This is a genomic window from Kitasatospora sp. NPDC058048 (assembly GCF_042885555.1).
Lineage (GTDB): Bacteria > Actinomycetota > Actinomycetes > Streptomycetales > Streptomycetaceae > Kitasatospora > Kitasatospora lactacystinica.
In genome coordinates this window covers 22034-38722 of sequence record NZ_JBHVRT010000046.1, presented here as the reverse complement: position 1 = coordinate 38722, position 16689 = coordinate 22034, and the positions used below count along the sequence as shown (strand labels likewise).

Genomic DNA, 16689 nt, shown 5'->3' with positions numbered 1-16689 from the left:
CACGTGGGGGTTTGTGACATGGGGAAGAACCGGGCCACGGTCCGCGCGGTGGGCGTGGGCATCTCGGTAGTACTGCTGGCCGCCTCAGCGACGGCCTGTTCGTCCGATGACAAGAAGGACTCGGCGAAGGCCGAGGGCGCCGCTGCGGCACCCTCGGCGGCGCCCACGACGAAGGGCCCGGAGGCCTTCGCGGCGGCCGGGTACCAGGGGCTCAAGCCGGGCATGGCCAAGGAGGCCGGGCTGGCCACCGGTGCCCTGGAGCCGTCACCGGTCTCGCTGCTCGGCGGCTGCACGGACTTCGTCTACAAGGGCGGCCCGGCACCGGACCAGGCCCGGATGGCCGCCGAGGCGGCCACCGAGGCCCGGTACAAGGACCTGAACGCCAAGGCCGACGCGGCCAGCGGGAAGGCGCCCGCCCCGCAGGGCACCCTGCCGCCGAACGCCTCCGCCAAGGACGCGGCGGCCGCCGCCGCGGGCTCGGCCGCCGGGGCCAAGGACTCGGCCGCCGCCGCCAAGCTGATCGCCGACTCGACGATGGCCCTGGTCGACCTGAGGGTGGCACAGGAGGCCAAGGACAAGGCGTACCTGACCACCGGCCGGGTCTCCTTCGCGGAGGCGGGCCTGCGCGAGCTGGCCGCCCCGGCGGAGGCGAAGACGGCCGAGGGCATCGGCGCCGGCTCCACCCTGGAGGCGCTCCAGCAGGCGTACGGCGCCAAGGGCCTCCAGCAGGACAAGAGCGGCAAGTACGTGCTGCCGGTCGAGGGCCAGCAGGGCTGGCAGTACGAGTTCACCGTGGACGGCGCGAAGGTCGCCGGGATGGCCGTGGTGAACCGCGACATCAAGTGCGCCTGACGGCCTGACCGGCCTGACCGGCTGACGAGGGCCCCGACGAACCGTCCGGTTCGTCGGGGCCCTCTGCCGTGCTCCGGCGGGAACCCGGCGGCCCGTTGCGGACAGGTGGGGGTGTGGAACTGTCACAGCGGGCGCGATTGAGGAGCGGCGACCAACGGGCGTTCGGGGAGCTGTTCGCCGGCCCCGGCGCCCGCCCGTAGCGGGACCGCAACTGGGGGAGAGGCCGTGGAGTGCTGAACCGGCGCAGGGCGTGCGGAGGTCAACCGCTGCCCGCCGCGATGAGCGGTTCGTGCCACCCCCGCAGGGCCGAGCGGGCGCGGGCGACGCCGCCGGGGGTGGCGGGGGCTCCCGTGCCGACGGCGACGGTTCTCGCGCCGAGGCCCGCGCAGGCGCGGCAGATCCCGGGGCGCGGCACCGGGTCGTGGCAGCGGCCGCACTCGGCGTACGGCGTCGACGGGGGAGCTTCGGGGCGTTCCGGCGGAAGCTTGCGCCGCAGCCGGTCCCGGAGGATCGCCGTGGGGGAGTGCATCGGCTGCGGCAGCCCGGGGAGCAGGGCGTGGGCCAACTCGGCTTCGTCGCAGCCTCGTTCCAGCCACTGCGAGACGAGCGGTGCCAGCGTTTGCGCCTCGGCCTCGCCGAGGCGCAGGCGGGGTTCGGGCCGGATCACCCGGAACAGGGTGGCCACGGCGGCCCGCGTCCGTTCATCCGGGAGGGTGGGTTCTTGCCCCGGGTCCTTTACGGGAGGGGTGACAGTGGCGCCGGTCCCTCGCCCACCGGAGGCCGGGCGGGGGACAGTCGGTTCGGGTTGAGGGGTGTCGAAGACGTGGGACTCGGACCGGACCGTCCCATCGGGCATCCGGACCCTGTCGACCCGGTAGTACCCGGCGTCCTTCAGTTCTTTGAGCGCCCGCCGGACGGCACCCCGCCCCTGCGGACTGCTGTCCGCCATCTGCCGCCCGTCCTCCCGCCACCCGTCCGGCCGGGAGAGGAGGTCGGCAAGGAGGCCCCGAGCGGTGTAGCTGAGCCGACGGTCCTGCAACAGGCCGTTGGGAAGCACGGTGAATGCGCGCACGTGCGCGCTACGATGAATCTGCATCTGGAGTCCTGCTCCTGGTGCCCGACCCCGGGGTGTGTCACCACCGCCGGGGTCTCCTATGTTCTGTTGATGCTGCGGAAAGTAGCACAACGATTACATGGAGTGCGAGTCATTCGTGTGAGGCCCGGGCCCCGCAGCAAGTACGCCCCCCACCCTTGCGTGGGAAGTCGGCCCCGCCGACTTCCCACGCATCCCGTCCCACCCGGCGGCCTTTTTCCGTCCTGTCCGTCTCGGGTGTGGTCGGTGCGGGGCTCGCTGCGCCAGTGCGGTGAGGCGCGCTACGCCTCCGGCGGCATGCTGTAGCGGCTCAACACGCCGTCGGCCGTGGACTTGTCCAGTAGGCGCAGTTCCCAGGGCCCGGTGTTGATGTCGAACTCCTTGCCGAAGCCGACCCACTTGCCTGCCATCCGGCGCCCGGTCGGATCGACCAGCAGCTGAAGGGCGCCGTGGTACCTGGCTCCCTGGTAGTAGCCGTCCTGTGCGGTCTGTTCCACCCATGAGCCCGTCACGACGTTCCGATCGACGGTGAGATCGAACGACAGCGGTGAGTCGGGATTGGACGACGCGCCGGGGAGCGACCGGCCGGTGATCCGGTTCCCGCGCTGGGACAGGATGACGTGGTGCAGGCCGGTGAACGTGTTCTCCCGGCTGCTGAAGAACTCGTAATGGCTGATCCAGATCCCCGAGTAGTCCTCACCCGCGGGAGCGGGTGCGGCCTGCACGGGCAGGTCCGGTTCATCGCTGGTCATGTCATGGCCTCCCGTACCGTCCATGCTGACCCTCGACGGTAGCTGTGGTGATTCGAAGTCGAGGCGGTCCACGGAAAGTTTGGTGACAGCCTCAAGGGCTCGAACGTACACCGGGCGGGGGGACCTGACCTCCCCTGACTCCCAGCGACGTCCCGGCCTCCCTCACCGACACCGAACTCGCCGTCGTCGACCTCTTCCTGGTCGCCATCGACGCCATGGGCGGCATCCGACCCGGCCACCAGCACGGCCTGCACCGCTGGTTCACCACCGGCAACCTCACCGCCGCCTACCTCTCCCTCGCCGCCGCCCGACCCCTCCCCCGCACCGGCAACCCCACCACCTACTGGACCACCCTCGTCACCGCCGGCGAACTCCTCACCACCACCCCCAACCCCGACACCCGCCTCAAATACGCCGTCACCCACTGCCGCACCCAAGCCACCACCCGCCCGTAAGCGCAGGAAGTCGGCCAGGCCGACTTCCTGCGTCGGGAGGACAAGATGGCCGCTCGGCGGTCCGCAGCTTGCTTCGGCGGCCCCGGCCACTTCTGGCCGGGGCCGCCGAGACCTTCGTTCCGGGTGGGCTCGTGTGCTCACACACGAGCCCACCCGGTTCCGCAAGGGCCGCTGCCGCTGTCTCCGAGTCGGTCAGGAACGCCGAGCGAGCCGATACGGGCCGAGGAAATAGGACAGGGCGGCGTGCGACGGCCCATCAGCGACCTCGCCGCCCGTCAGGAGCTTCACTACTTCGCTTTCAGGTACCCACGCCACGCGGGTCGCCTCGGACACGTCCTCGGGCTCGCCGACCCGGGCGCAGTCCGTGACGTGGTAGGCGTGGAAGTGGGCGTCGCCGATGCCGGCCATGGCGTCGTACTCGGTCAACAGCTCGACCCGGCCGGGACGCCAGCCGGTCTCCTCCTCGACCTCGCGGACGATGGCCGCCGCTGGCTCCTCGCCGGGCTCGGTCCATCCGGCCGGCACCTCCCAGCCCCAGCGGCTGGTGATGAACCGGTGCCGGTAGAGGAGGAGGAGCTCGCCGGCCTCGTTGGTGACGACGGCGGTGGTCGAGGCGCGGGGGTAGCGGACGACATGGTGGTCGATCCGGCCGATGCCGGGGATCTCGACGTCATCGAGCCAGACCTCGACCCACGGGCTCCCGTAGACCTGCCGACGCCCGAACACTTCCCATTCCACGAACAGCCCCTCCCTTACACGCGCACCAGTTGAGTTCCCAACTCTCTCACCCGTGCGGCGAGCTCCCGAGGCAACAACGGGAAGACCCCATTACCCGCCTGCGGGTAATGGGGTCTCGGACAGCTCGAACGGTGCGTCAGACGTCGTTGAACTCGCCGGAGCGGACGGCGGCAACGAAGCTCGACCAGGCGTCGACCGGGAAGGCCAGAGCAGGACCCTCGGGGTCCTTGGAGTCACGAACGGGGACGATGCCGGGCATGCTGTCGGATACCTCGATGCACTGTCCACCGTTGCTGCTGTAGCTGGACTTGAACCAGTCGAGGGTCATACTCGCCTCCGTAGCTCGCGGATCATCGCCACCGAGTCCGCCTGTGAAAGGGCATGCGTTTGCAGCTGATAGTAGGCCGCCAACTCGGCTGTCACCGCCTTGATATCCCGCTCCAAGCGCCCTTGGTGTGCACTCTCGGCGTAGGAGACCAGCGACCGGTCCGGCAACGTCAGGATGGACACCGGAAGATCAAAAGCCCTGTTCTCGCCGAGCTCGAACGGGGCTATCTGGAGTCGCACCGTGGGGTCGCCGGCAAACTCAACGAGGTGGTCAAGCTGAGCCGCCATCACAGCATCCCCGCCCACAGGCCGACGAATGCAACTCTCGTCCATGACGACATGAACCAGCGGTGACGGTTCCCGGCGCATACCAGCCTGGCGGTTTATGAGGACTCGCACCCGTTCGTCTGCCTGGTCCTGCGTGATGCTCCTCCGGCGCACAGCACCCGCCGCAATGGCGGTTGCGTACTCCCTCGTTTGCAGCAAGCCCGGCACGATGCCGAGTTCGAAGAGTCGCAGTTCAGCGGCTCGACGTTCTTGGGTGACGAACTCGGCGAACCCTTCCAGCAGTGCGCTGTACTTGACGTCGCCGGCCTTGTGCTTGAACGTGCCCGCCTGCGATGTGTCAAATGCTCTGTCAAGAGCCGCAGCAATCCGTTGAGTTGGTTTCCGCCGACCATTTTCAAGAGCTGAGACGAAGGAAGAGGTGCAGCCGATCAATCCGGCAAGGTGCTCCTGCGTCCACCCCCGCTGCTCGCGCAACGCCCGGAGAAAGGCCCCGAACTCGGCGGAAGGGGAGGCCTGGGGGTCAAGTTCGCGTTTGTTCAAGGCGATTCACCCTACCAATCAAACGGCAAAGTCAAGTTGAACAGCTCCGAAGTCTAGAGGACATTGGGCGCACTGGGTAGTCGCATCACTACGGACCGGAGCGAAGCTGTGATGTGCAAGCCCTCAGCCAGACGCCGAAGGTGCACCGCCCGAGGCTGACCGAGCCGCTCAGACCTCACCCCATCCGAGGTGCCTCCATGCTCAAAACCCCCCGCCCCCGCGCATTCGTCGCCCGCCTTGACTCCCGGGTCGAATTCACGCCCCTGGCCCGCTACTTGCTCCGGGCCTACCTCTCCGGACTGCCCTCCGGGGACCGCTACCGCGACACCGCCGAGCTGTTGCTCGGCGAGCTGTTCGCCAATGCCGTCCGGCACGCCGACGCCCCCGACGACTGCCACATCGAAGTTCGCTTCACCGTCACCGGCTCCCGCCTGCGCCTCGAAGTCCACGACGCCGGCAGCGGCCGCCCATCGCTCCTCGTCGCCGCGCCGGACGACGAGCACGGGCGCGGACTGCTCCTCGTCAACGAGCTCGCCGAGCGCTGGGGCTGCGCCAACCGCCCCGGCGGCATCGGCAAGTTCGTCTGGGCCCTCGTCGCCCCCGCCCCCGGCCCCGCCCTCGTCACCGCCTGAAAGCCCGAACCCCCATGCACCTCACCACCCTCGCCGGCCACGCCCTCTCCCGCGGCCGCACCCCCGCCGACACCTACGCCCTCCTCGCCCGCCGCACCCACAAGCCCCTCCCCTCCGCCCGCGCGGTCTGCCTCGCCCTGACCATCCCCCTCGCCGAGACCCTCCGCCGCCTCAGCGAGTGCCACGACGCCCTCCTCGCCAACCCCCGCACGGGCTCCGAGACCGACACCGGCGAACTCCTCGAAGCCCTCGGCGTCTTCGACGTCCCCGCCTCCCTCACGGACACCGAACTCGCCGTCGTCGACCTCTTCCTGACCGCCATCGATGCGATGGGCGGCATCCGACCCGGCCACCAGCACGGCCTGAGCCGCTGGTTCACCACCGGCAACCTCACCGCGGCCTACCTCTCCCTCGCCGCCGCCCGGCCCCTCCCCCGCACCGGAAACCCCACCACCTACTGGACCACCCTCGTCACCGCCGGCGAACTCCTCACCACCACCCCCAACCCCGACACCCGCCTCAAATACGCCCTCACCCACTGCCGCACCCAAGCCACCCGCACCTGAACTCGTCTCCGCTGTGCAGGAAGTCGGCCCCACCGACTTCCTGCACAGGAGTGGCGGTGCACCGTGCCGCTGCCGCTTCGGCCCTGCCGAAGCGGCAGCGGGCTCTGGGGCGCCATGAATGGACTCGGCTGTCTCGGCCAGGGCTGCTGGGTTGCCTCATTTTTGGGCGGCCCGGCCAATCTTGGCCGGGCCGCCCATGACTTTTGTGGAAGGGGTGGGTGGGCGGGCGTTAGGTGTTCTTGGGCGGGCCCGTGTGCTTGCCCGCGGGCCCGCCCTCGACCTGGTTCGCTCATCGTCTGCGCAGGAAGTCGGGTCGGCCGACTTCCTGCGCGCAAGGTGGCGACGGGCGGGCCCGCGGGCAGGTCAGCGGGACTTCCGCCCGCTGGCGGAGCTGTTCACCATGCTCAAGCGGGCCGGCGCGGACCGGATCATCACCTGTGCGGCCCTGGACCTGGCCCGCCTGCGTGCCTAAGCAGCGGCGGTGGGCCGGACCTCCGCCAGGATGCCCTCCGCGTCCTGGTCCAGTAGGAGGCCCGCCACTCGAACGCCCAGCTTCTCCGGCTCGCCCAGTGGGCCGGAGAAGCTGGCCTCCACCTGCCGCTTGCCGTCCACGGACGTGACCTGCCCGCGCAGGGTCAGCACGTCGCCGTCGGCCTTGCCGAACGCGCCGACCGGCACCGAGCATCCGCCGTGGAGCTCCGCCAGCATCGCCCGCTCGGCCCGCACCTCCGCGTCGGTCGCCGGGTCACCGGAACCGGCCAGGATCTCGCGAGCCGACTCGTTGTCCTCCCGGATCTGGATGCCCAGCGCGCCCTGCCCGGGCGACGGGGGAAACGGCCCGATCGGCAGGATCTCGCTGATCTCCTCGCTGCGGCCGAGCCGCTTGATCCCGGCGGCCGCCAGGATCACGGCGTCCAGTTGCTGCGTCCGGAGCTTGCCGAGTCTGGTCGGGACGTTCCCCCGGATCTCCACTGGCACCAGGTCCGGGCGTACGTGCAGCAGTTGGGCGATCCGGCGCGACGCCGACGTGCCGATCCTGCCCCCGTACGGGAGATCGGCCAACGTCGAGCCGCACAGCGCGTCGTGCACATCCGCGCGGGTGGGCGGGGGCAAGAGGATCAGGCCGGGCGGGTTCGTGGTCGGCAGGTCCTTGAGCGAGTGCACGATCACGTCGACCTCGCCGGACACCAGCGCGTTCACCTGGTTCACCGAGAATGCCGAGCCGCCGCCGCGCTCCGAGACGTCCCTCAGGGCCGACCTGCGGTCCTGATCACCGGCCTCCGTGATCACTCGCTGACGGAAGACCACATGGGGGAAGCGCTCCCGCAGCGGCACCAGGAACTCCCTGACCTGAGCCCGCGCCAGGTGACTGGCCCGCGACCCCACCACCAGCGTGCTCATAAGCCTAACTCCCAGTAGCTAACAAGGTGTTGGCCGAATGCTACTCGCACCGAACACGCCCGGTTTCCGACGTTATGCCGGAAACCGGGAAGGAGTCTTTGGAGTCGCACACCAGCCAGGTCATTCGTATCGCCGAGCCCGCCTGGGCAGCCCCCCGCCGAACCCGTTCGGCGGGGGGGGCTGGAGAGCACTGGATCAAGTCCGGCCCGACCAATGGTCGTACTGCTCCTCCTGGTTCTGCGCAGGAAGTGGTCGTGTCCGTTGCCGCTTCGGCCAGGCCGAAGCGGCAACGGATGGTAGGGCCGCTTGAATGGGCCCAGCCGTGGCCTCGGTGGCGCGTACAGGCTGCCGCCCCGCGACTACCGCCACAGTGCCGCGACGACCGGCGGTGGACTCCGAGCGAAGCGGGAGTGGACTGACCGCTGACGACAACTCCCTTGGGGAAAGCGCAAGCTGATAATGCGTCCAGCACAGGGGACCAGGTGGTGGGCGCGAACCCACCGGCACCTTCGAAGGGGGACCCTCCATGTCCAGCAACGGACTCCGCAGCACCCGGCGCTCCGCCGCCGCCATCGGCCTCGCCGCCCTCACGCTCACCCTCACCGGCCTCGGCGGCGGCCAGGCCTTCGCCGACTCGCACACCGGGGAGCCGAGCCTGCACACCGCGCTCGCCGAGCTCGGGAAGGGCGTCTCCGCCGACCTCTCGGGCACGTTCGTCATCAAGAACAGCTCCGGCAAGTGCCTGGAGATCACCAACTACTCCACCGCCAACGGGGCCAACGCCCAGCAGTGGCTGTTCTCGGGCCAGCCCGGCGCGGTGTGGCACTGACCCTCGGACGGGTGGGGACGGGGCCCTCAAGCACGATCGGCCAGGACCTCGGCGATCACGTGGCGGGCGATGGCGGTCATCCTCGGGTCGCTGTCCCGGTAGTAGGCCACCTCCAGCAGGGCGATCGACAGGGCCCAGCCGCGGGCGCGGGCCCAGGCCGCGTCGTCGGGGGCCGCGGCCTCGCGGAAGGTCCCGCGGGCGGTGGCGGGCAGGACGTACCAGGCGGGGATCAGGTCGACGGCCGGTTCGCCCAGGCCCGCGCAGCCGAAGTCGATGACCGCGCTCAGCCGGCCGTCCGGGGAGACCAGCAGATTGCCGGGCTGGAGGTCCCCGTGGAGCCAGACCGGCGGGCCGGTGGGCGCGGGGGCGCGCAGGGCGTGTTCCCAGGCGGCGGTCGCAGCGGCGGCGTCGACCAGGTCCGGCACGGCCGCGATCGCCTTCCTCGTCCCGGTGTCCCGGTCCGCCAGCGACTCGCTGCGGTAGGCGGCGGGGGCGCCGGCCGGGTCGATCCGGCGCACGGCGCCCACGAAACCGGCCAAGTCCCGGGCCAGCAGCTCGGGTTCGGCGGGCCGCCCGGCGTCCGGGGTGGCGCCGTCCAGCCAGCGCAGCACCGACCAGGGCCAGGGGCAGCCGTCGACCGGCCCGCCCACGGCCAGCGGGACCGGCACCGGAACGGGCAGCCGCGGGGCCAGGCGGCGCAGCCAGACGTCCTCCTTGGCGATCTCCTCGACCACCCCGGGGATCCGCGGGATGCGCACCACCAGCTCCGCCCCGAGCCGGTACATCGCGTTGCTGGTCCCGGCCGGCACCACCGGCTCGACCGGCAGCCCGGCCCACTGCGGGAACTGCTCGGCGACCATCCGGCGCACCAGGGCCTCGTCGATGTCCAGTTCGTCGGCGTGCAGCTTGCGGGAGGGGGCCATGGCGCCCGACCCTGCCACCCGCGGACCGGGCCCGGCAACCGAATTGGTGCCGGACCCGACGGCCGCCCCGAGGGCGGGACCTACCCCTGGTGAACCGCGCCCGCGGCGATCAGCCCGGGCAGGTCCCGCATGTCGTCGAAGACCACGGTGCCCGGCCCGGCCAGCCGCTCCGCGACCGTGACGCCGCCCGCGTAGCCGAGCGCGCGCATGCCGGCGGCGCGGGCGGCCTCGACGCCGGGCCGGCTGTCCTCGACCACCACGCAGGCGGCCGGGTCGACGCCCATCGAGCGGGCGGCGTGCAGGAAGAGGTCGGGGGCGGGCTTGCCGCGGCCGACCTCGGTGGCGCTGAAGATCCGTCCGGCGAAGTGGTCGTGGAGGCCGGTGCGGCCCAGGGTGTGGCGCATCTTCTCGTGGGTGCCGCTGGAGGCCACGCAGGTGGGCAGGGTGATCGCGGCCAGGGCTTCCGGCAGGCCGGCCACGGGGGTCAGCCCGGCGTCGACCGCCTCGGCGTGCAGTTCGACGAAGCGCTTGCTCCACAGGACGGCCGTCTCGGCGCCCAGCCGTTCGGCGACCGTCGCCCGGTTGGCGGCCTCGGACCGTCCGACGAAGAGCTCGATCGCCTCCGCCCCGGTCAGCGGCCAGCCGTGCTCCGCCCCCAGGCGCACCAGCACCCGGACGGCGATCACCTCGCTGTCCACCAGGACGCCGTCGCAGTCGAAAATCACCAGCTCTATCGGCTTGATCATCCGATCAGCATAGGCCGGTGCGCACCCGGGGGCGGTGACCGGCGAACCGGCCACCGCCCCTTGGGCGTTACCCGGTCAGCCGGTCTGGACGGAGGTGTCGTCGATCACGAAGCTGGTCTGGAGCGAGGCGTCCTCGGTCCCGGCGAACTTCACGGTGACGCTCTGGCCCGCGTAGGCCGACAGGTCGAAGGTGCGCTGCTGGTAGCCGGCCGCGGCGTCCACGTTGGAGTAGGTCTTCAGCGTGGTGCCGTTGACCGAGACGGTCAGCTTGTCGTACGCGGTGGTGCCCGACTCGGCCGTGTCGATGTGCAGCCAGAAGCTCAGCGTCGCCTTGCAGCCCGACGGGATGCTCACCGTCTGCGACAGCGAGTCCGAGTGGGTCGAGCCGTAGCCGTTCATCCACGCCTTCCAGGAGCCGCCGTGGGCCGCCTGCGAAGAGCTGTTGTCCACCACGCCGCTGGACGTCGTCCACGGGGTGGCGGTGCCGGTCTCGAAGCCCGCGTTGCCCAGCAGCTGCGCCGGGGTGCAGCTGCCGCCACCGGTGGAGACCGCCCAGGTGAAGGAGGTGGAGGCCGACTTGCCCGCGGCGTCCGTGACGGTGACGGTCACGGTGGAGCTGCCCGCGGTGGAGACGGTGCCCGCGATGACGCCGGTGGAGGAGTTGATCGACAGCCCGGCGGGCAGGCCGGTCGCGGCGTAGGACAGCGGGGCGGTGCCACCGGAGGCGTTGATCTGGAGGTTGACCGCGCCGCCGACGACGGTGGACTGGTTGCCCGGGCTGGTCACCGAGACGGCGCTGCCGGCCGGCTTGGTGAGCAGGCAGCCGGCCACGTTGAGATCGATGGCCCGGGTGGAGGAGTTCAGGCAGGTGGTGAACCAGTACGTCTCCTCGCCGTAGCTCTGACCCTTGTAGGCCTTGGTGGTGCCGTCGGCGGCCACCTCGCACGGGTTGTTGAGGGTGCACATGGCGCCGTCGTCGTTGCCGGTGTTGTTGATGCCGATGATCCGCCCGCTGGCGGAGTCGACGATCGGCGAACCGGAGGTGCCGTGCGTGGTGTTGCACCCGGAGCTGTAGCGCAGCGAGTCGTGCCAGGTCCAGGCGTCCTCGCGCAGGGTCGGCACGAAGCCGTTGACGGAGCAGTTCCAGACCTGCTTCCAGTACGACGAGGGTATGTACATCGACGCGCCGTCGGTCGGGTGCGAGTCGCTGATCGTCAGCGCGGTGGCGCCGTACTTGGAGCTGATCGACCCGTAGGTGTCGGTGAGTTGGTAGAGGGCGACGTCGGTGCCGGTCATCGTCGCGTAGAGCAGCTTGTCGGCCTGGACGGTGCCCAGGCTGTTGCCCGCGCCGTCCAGCAGGGTGCCGCTGCGGCTGGCGGTGGTGTTCTGGATCACCTGGCCGGCCGAGGGCATCGTCGGCAGGCAGTGCCCGTTGGTGAGCATCAGCGCCCGGTCGCCGGCCACCGAGGTGGGGTAACGGACCAGCGAGGCCGAGCAGTTGTTCAGGGCGATGGTGGACGTCAGGTCGGCCGCCTGGACGGCCTGCGCGGGGGCGGCGGCGAAGGCCAGCCCGCCCGCGACGACGGCACTGGTACCGGCCACCGCGACAAATCTCTTGAACATGGCTCTCCTTGTGGGGGATCGCGGGGTGTACGACTGGTCGCCGACGCCCGCGCCGCACGAAAGTGCCATGGCCACTTCAAGAGGTCAAGGATTGTGACCGAACTCGCCACTGCCCGGCACGGGTCGTGCCATCCGAAGGCAACGACCCGTCCCGGTATGCCCGTTACGGGCAGGGGCTACGCGGCGGCTACGGCTGCGGGGCGGTGGCCGCGGTCAGCCAGGCAGCATTGCCGGTGCCCTCGCCGCCCTCCGCGCGGAGCTTGAAGGTCCAGGTCGTCCCGGACGGCTCGAACTCGTGCTTGTCACCGACCTTGACGAACCGGCAGTCCTGGGTGAACTGCTTCACGTCGGCGTCCCAGTCCACTCCGGTGGTGTAGTGGAAGGCGTACGAGCCCGACTTGATGCCGTCGATGGTGGCCTTCCGCCCCTTGGCCACGTACATCGAGGCCACAGCCTGGCCGTCCTGGACGACCGAGACGACGGCGTCCACGTCCCCGTTGTTGGTGACGGTCAGCTCCCCCTTGCCGCGGTTCCCGCCGTCGCGGACCGGGAATCCGTTCTCCTGGGCCCGCGGCTGCGGCTGCGGCTTGGGCAGTTGCGGGACGGTGAGGGCGGCCGGCTGGCCGGCCGTCGCCAGCTTCGCGAGCGCGGCGGGGACCGCCACCAGTCCCTGGCCGCCGCCGAGCTGCGCCTGGATGACGCCGACGGTGCAGTACTTCTTGAGGTTGAGGTCGGTGCGGATCGTCAGCGCCTCGGCGGAGAGCGTGTTCAGTCCGGTCACCAGTTCGGTGCGCGCCGCGTCGACACCGTCCGGTGCGCCGGCGGCCTTCAGGCTCCGGACAGCTCGGTCGGCATTGGACTCCACGATGGCGAGCGCGGTCTCGACCTCCTTCATGGTCGTCGCCGCGGCCACCTTCGACAGCCCGGTGCCGACCGGCTCCAGGGACTGCGCGAGCGTCGTCCCGAACGGCGTCGCCGAGGCGCTCGGCACGACCGTCGCCGAAGCGCTCGGCGCGGCGGCACCACCACCCCCGCCGGAGCAGGCCGCGAGCAGCAGCACCCCGCCGACCGCCAGACCCGCCCCACCCGAAGAACCCGCGAACCGCATCGACTTCACAACCCCACCCCACTGTCATCCGCCGCGCACTCCCCGTACGCGTCGGGGCGACATGCTGCCGAGCACGAACCACCCGGGTCAACTCGATAAGGACGATCATCGGAAGGGGTCGCCCCGGGGCCTCCACGGAGGTCAACTACGATCGGGCTCGTGCTCAGTCTCACCGGACTCCCGCTCCAGATCATCGCCTCCCTCCTCGCGATCGCCGTCTTCGCCGCCACCATGTGGCTCTGGCCGCGGTTCGGCGGGAAGGGCTGGAAGGCGTGGCTGGGCCGGATCGGCGCGTTCCTCGCCACCCAGGTGTCGGTCCTGGCCGCGATGGGCCTGATCGCCAACAGCTACTTCGGCTTCTACAGCTCCTGGACCGACCTGCTCGGCACCAGCGGCGGGCTCGGCACGGTGGTCGACCACCAGCCCAACGCCTCCGGGGTGGCCGTCACCGGCGAGCAGAAGTTCTACTCCGCCCAGGGCTCGGACCCGGAGCGCTCCGGCCTGATCCAGAAGGTCGACGTCAAAGGGGCCGGCAGCGGTCTGACCACCGAGGCGTACGTCTACCTGCCGCCGCAGTACTTCCAGCCGGAGCACGCGAAGCAGCGCTTCCCGATGGCCCTGGTGCTCACCGGCTACCCGGGCACCCCGGAGAAGCTGATCTCGCTGATGCAGTACCCGGCGTCCACGCTGAACGCGATCGAGCAGAAGAAGCTGCCGCCGACCGTCCTGGTGATGACCCGCCCCACCCTGGTCGGCGACCGGGACACCGAGTGCGTGGACGTGCCGAACGGCCCCCAGGTGGAGACCTTCTTCACCAGCGACCTGCCCAAGGCCCTCGCCACCACGTACCGGATCGGCACCGACCCGGCCAGCCGGGCGGTGATCGGCAACTCCACCGGCGGCTACTGCGCGCTCAAGTTCGCGCTGCGCAAGCCCGACGCCTACCGCTCGGCGGTCGCGCTCTCCGGCTACTACAGCGCCGCCCACGACGCGACCACCGGCGACCTGTTCGGCGGCAACGACCGGCTGAAGCAGGAGAACGACCTGCTGTGGCGGCTGAAGAACCAGCCGCCCGCCCCGGTCAACCTGCTGCTGACCACCGCGTACGACGAGAACAACTACGACGAGACCAAGGCCATGATCGCGGCCTTCAAGGCCCCCACCACGATGTCCTCCATCACGCTGGACACCGCCGGCCACAACTTCCACACCTGGACCCGGGAGATCCCCCCGGCCCTGGAGTGGCTGGGCAAGCACCTCGCCGTACCGCCGTCCGCCTGACTTTCCGGATCACACGCGCCTCACACCCCCGTCTCACGGTTCTCTCAGGCACGCCACCGACGGTATGGCGCATGACCACGAGCAGCTACTCCCCTCCGGCCGGCGAACCGTGGCCCGAGGCCGCGAACTTCCCGCCACCGGAGGTGCCGCCCGGCCCGGCCCGGCCGGACCCGGCGCCGCTCTTCCCCGAGCAGCCCCTGCCGCCCGCCGGCCCCAAGGGTCCGGCGTCCTGGTCCGGCCGGCTGCGCACCCTCCCGGCCCGCGCCTGGCGCGGGCGCGCGGACGACCCGCGCTGGGTGCGCCCGGCCCTGCTGGCGCTGCTGGCCGCGACCACCGTCCTCTACCTGTGGGGCCTGAGCGCCTCCGGCTGGGCCAACTCCTTCTACTCGGCCGCCGTGCAGGCCGGCTCCCAGAGCTGGAAGGCCTTCTTCTTCGGCTCCTCGGACGCGGCGAACTTCATCACCGTCGACAAGCCCCCGGCCTCGCTGTGGCCGATGGCCCTGTCGGCGCGGCTCTTCGGCCTCTCCTCGTGGTCGGTGCTGGCCCCGCAGGCGCTGATGGGAGCGGCCACCGTCGGCGTGCTGTACGCGACGGTGCGCCGCCGCTTCTCCCCGCTCGGCGGCCTGCTGGCGGGCGCCGCGCTGGCGCTCACCCCGGTCGCGGCGCTGATGTTCCGCTTCAACAACCCGGACGCGCTGCTGGTGCTGCTGCTGACGCTGGCCGCGTACGGGCTGGTGCGCGCGGTCGAGGCGGCGGGCACCCGGTGGCTGGTGTTCACCGGGGTGGTGTTCGGCCTCGCCTTCCTCACCAAGACCCTGCAGGCCTTCCTCGTGCTGCCCGCGTTCGCGGTGATCTACCTGGTCGTCGCGCCCACCGGCCTGTGGCGGCGGGTGCGGCAGCTGCTGCTCTCGGGCGCGGCGATGGTCGTGGCCGGCGGCTGGTGGGTGGCGGTCGTCGAGCTGCTGCCCGCCTCGGCCCGCCCGTACGTCGGCGGTTCGCAGGACAACAGCTTCCTCTCGCTCACCTTCGGCTACAACGGCCTCGGCCGGATCAACGGCGACGAGACCGGCAGCGTGGGCGGCGGCGCCCGGATGCCGGCCGGGCTCGACCTGCCGGGCGGTGCGATGCGCGGCGGCGGCCACGGCTGGGGGCAGACCGGGCTGACCCGGATGTTCGGCACCGACATCGGCGGGCAGATCGCCTGGCTGCTGCCGGCCGCGCTGATCCTGCTGGTGGCCGCGCTCTGGGCGACCCGCCGCTACGCCCGCACCGACACCGCCCGCGCGGCCTTCCTGGTCTGGGGCGGCTGGCTGCTCTCCACCGCGCTGATCTTCAGCTTCATGTCCGGGATCTTCCACCAGTACTACACGGTGGCGCTGGCCCCGGCCGTCGCGGCGCTGGTCGGCATGGGCGTGGACGGCCTGTGGCGGGCCCGGCACCGGCTGCCCTGGGCGCTGGTGCTGGCCGGAACGCTCGCGGTGACGGCGGTCTGGGCGTTCGTGCTGCTCGGCCGCAGCCCGGACTTCGTGCCGTGGCTGCGCTGGGCGGTGCTGGTTGGCGGGCTGCTCGCGGCGGCGGCGCTGGCCGCCGGTCCGCTGGTCGTCGGCTCGCCGGTCGCCGGGTCGCCGGCCGGGCGGTTCTCCGGCCGGACCGGCGCGCGGATCGCCTCGGTGGCGGGCCTGGTGGGCCTGGCGGCGGCGCTCGGGGGTCCGGCGGCGTACGCGGTGGACACCGTGAACACCCCGCACACCGGCTCGATCGTGACCGCCGGGCCGGGCGTGGACGGCGCGTTCGGACCGGGCGGCACGGGTCGCAAGGGCGGCAAGGGCTTCCCGGGCGGCGGCAACGGGCGCGGCTTCGGCCAGGGCTTCCCGGGCGGCCAGAACGGTCAGAACGGCCAGCCGGGCTTCCCCGGCGGGCAGGGCTTCCCGGGCAGCGGCGCGGGGGCGGGCACCGACCACGGCAACGGCCGCCACGAGCGCGGCAACGGCACCGGCAACGGCAGCGGCAACGGCTTCCCCGGTGCGCAGGCCCCCGAGGGCACGGGCACCGGCGTCCCCGGAGGCCTCCCCGGCAGCGGCACGGCCGGCGGCCCGCCCCCCGGCGGCATGGGCGGCCTGCTCGACGGCCCCAAGGTGACCGACGAGGTCGCCGCCATGCTGAAGGAGAACGCCGACCACTACACCTGGGCGGCCGCCACGGTCGGCTCGCAGACCGCCGCCGGCTACCAACTCGCCACCGGCGAACCGGTGATGGCCCTCGGCGGCTTCAACGGCACCGACCCCTCACTGACCCTGGACGGCTTCCGGACGTACGTCCAGGAGGGCAAGGTGCACTGGTTCATCGGCGCCGGCGGCTCCCACCGCGGCTTCGGCGGCGCGGGCGGCGACGAGGGCGGGCAGCAGAACGAGTCCGCCCGGATCGCGTCCTGGGTGACCGCCCACTTCACCGCGAAGACCATCGGCTCGACCACCTTCTACGACCTGACGGCCCCCACCTCCTGACGGTGGGCCCGCAACCCCGGAGGGGGCGTGC

At 71.5% G+C, this 16689-nt stretch carries 15 protein-coding genes and 3 pseudogenes; 7 read left to right on the top strand and 11 right to left on the bottom strand.

Going from position 1 to position 16689, the window contains the following annotated elements:
• The first annotated feature begins 18 nt into the window (after window positions 1-18).
• The gene (locus ACFVVA_RS35050) at window positions 19-852 is read left to right on the top strand and encodes a hypothetical protein (protein ID WP_387694776.1); all 834 of its coding nucleotides are present in this window, start codon (window positions 19-21) and stop codon (window positions 850-852) included.
• Between the two features lie 259 nt (window positions 853-1111).
• On the opposite strand, the gene ACFVVA_RS35045 is transcribed toward ACFVVA_RS35050, so the two are convergent.
• The gene (locus ACFVVA_RS35045) at window positions 1112-1537 is read right to left on the bottom strand and encodes a hypothetical protein (RefSeq protein ID WP_387694775.1); all 426 of its coding nucleotides are present in this window, start codon (window positions 1535-1537) and stop codon (window positions 1112-1114) included.
• Between the two features lie 689 nt (window positions 1538-2226).
• A pseudogene (locus tag ACFVVA_RS35040) lies at window positions 2227-2847 on the bottom strand (XRE family transcriptional regulator); the annotation flags it as partial.
• Window positions 2848-2912: 65 nt separating this feature from the next.
• Here ACFVVA_RS35040 and ACFVVA_RS35035 point away from each other — a divergent pair.
• The gene (locus tag ACFVVA_RS35035) at window positions 2913-3152 is read left to right on the top strand and encodes a hypothetical protein (RefSeq protein WP_387694774.1); all 240 of its coding nucleotides are present in this window, start codon (window positions 2913-2915) and stop codon (window positions 3150-3152) included.
• Window positions 3153-3344: 192 nt separating this feature from the next.
• On the opposite strand, the gene ACFVVA_RS35030 is transcribed toward ACFVVA_RS35035, so the two are convergent.
• The 3 genes from ACFVVA_RS35030 to ACFVVA_RS35020 all read right to left on the bottom strand — a co-directional run bounded on the left by ACFVVA_RS35030 (window position 3345) and on the right by ACFVVA_RS35020 (window position 5045).
• On the bottom strand, window positions 3345-3890 hold the full coding sequence (locus ACFVVA_RS35030; protein ID WP_387694773.1) for an NUDIX hydrolase: 546 nt from the start codon (window positions 3888-3890) through the stop codon (window positions 3345-3347).
• A gap of 136 nt (window positions 3891-4026) precedes the next feature.
• Window positions 4027-4218, bottom strand: coding sequence for a DUF397 domain-containing protein (locus tag ACFVVA_RS35025; protein WP_380359432.1), 192 nt, complete (start codon window positions 4216-4218; stop codon window positions 4027-4029).
• Window positions 4215-5045, bottom strand: a complete 831-nt coding sequence (locus ACFVVA_RS35020) for a Scr1 family TA system antitoxin-like transcriptional regulator (protein ID WP_387694772.1) — start codon at window positions 5043-5045, stop codon at window positions 4215-4217. Before ACFVVA_RS35020 ends, ACFVVA_RS35025 begins: the two co-directional genes overlap by 4 nt.
• 197 nt (window positions 5046-5242) lie before the next feature.
• Here ACFVVA_RS35020 and ACFVVA_RS35015 point away from each other — a divergent pair, with 197 nt between their 5' ends.
• Both ACFVVA_RS35015 and ACFVVA_RS35010 read left to right on the top strand, forming a co-directional pair.
• Window positions 5243-5677, top strand: a complete 435-nt coding sequence (locus tag ACFVVA_RS35015; protein WP_387694771.1) for an ATP-binding protein — start codon at window positions 5243-5245, stop codon at window positions 5675-5677.
• 14 nt (window positions 5678-5691) lie between these two features.
• Window positions 5692-6243 (top strand): hypothetical protein, encoded by a 552-nt coding sequence (locus tag ACFVVA_RS35010; protein WP_387694770.1) that lies wholly within the window; start codon window positions 5692-5694, stop codon window positions 6241-6243.
• A gap of 468 nt (window positions 6244-6711) precedes the next feature.
• Here the strand turns inward: ACFVVA_RS35010 and hemC are convergent, their stop codons facing one another.
• The gene (gene hemC, locus ACFVVA_RS35005; protein ID WP_387694769.1) at window positions 6712-7644 is read right to left on the bottom strand and encodes a hydroxymethylbilane synthase; all 933 of its coding nucleotides are present in this window, start codon (window positions 7642-7644) and stop codon (window positions 6712-6714) included.
• Window positions 7645-8170: 526 nt separating this feature from the next.
• On the opposite strand from hemC, the gene ACFVVA_RS35000 reads away from it, so the two are divergent.
• Window positions 8171-8473: an RICIN domain-containing protein gene (locus ACFVVA_RS35000; RefSeq protein WP_387694768.1), complete on the top strand. Its 303-nt coding sequence runs from the start codon at window positions 8171-8173 to the stop codon at window positions 8471-8473.
• A gap of 26 nt (window positions 8474-8499) precedes the next feature.
• On the opposite strand, the gene ACFVVA_RS34995 is transcribed toward ACFVVA_RS35000, so the two are convergent.
• The 5 genes and pseudogenes from ACFVVA_RS34995 to ACFVVA_RS34975 form a co-directional block, all read right to left on the bottom strand.
• The gene (locus ACFVVA_RS34995) at window positions 8500-9396 is read right to left on the bottom strand and encodes an aminoglycoside phosphotransferase family protein (protein ID WP_387694767.1); all 897 of its coding nucleotides are present in this window, start codon (window positions 9394-9396) and stop codon (window positions 8500-8502) included.
• Between the two features lie 80 nt (window positions 9397-9476).
• On the bottom strand, window positions 9477-10142 hold the full coding sequence (locus ACFVVA_RS34990) for an HAD family hydrolase (protein WP_387694766.1): 666 nt from the start codon (window positions 10140-10142) through the stop codon (window positions 9477-9479).
• Window positions 10143-10217: 75 nt separating this feature from the next.
• Window positions 10218-10943 (bottom strand): annotated as a pseudogene (locus ACFVVA_RS34985) (putative Ig domain-containing protein); the annotation flags it as partial.
• Window positions 10944-11147: 204 nt separating this feature from the next.
• A pseudogene (locus ACFVVA_RS34980) lies at window positions 11148-11765 on the bottom strand (serine protease); the annotation flags it as partial.
• Between the two features lie 187 nt (window positions 11766-11952).
• The gene (locus tag ACFVVA_RS34975) at window positions 11953-12882 is read right to left on the bottom strand and encodes a hypothetical protein (protein WP_387694765.1); all 930 of its coding nucleotides are present in this window, start codon (window positions 12880-12882) and stop codon (window positions 11953-11955) included.
• Window positions 12883-13032: 150 nt separating this feature from the next.
• Here ACFVVA_RS34975 and ACFVVA_RS34970 point away from each other — a divergent pair, with 150 nt between their 5' ends.
• Together ACFVVA_RS34970 and ACFVVA_RS34965 are read left to right on the top strand one after the other, a co-directional pair.
• Window positions 13033-14154: an alpha/beta hydrolase gene (locus ACFVVA_RS34970; protein WP_387694764.1), complete on the top strand. Its 1122-nt coding sequence runs from the start codon at window positions 13033-13035 to the stop codon at window positions 14152-14154.
• Between the two features lie 71 nt (window positions 14155-14225).
• Window positions 14226-16658 carry a glycosyltransferase family 39 protein gene (locus tag ACFVVA_RS34965; RefSeq protein ID WP_387694763.1) on the top strand — a complete coding sequence of 811 codons (2433 nt, stop codon included), beginning with the start codon at window positions 14226-14228 and terminating at the stop codon, window positions 16656-16658.
• Window positions 16659-16689 lie beyond the last annotated feature (31 nt).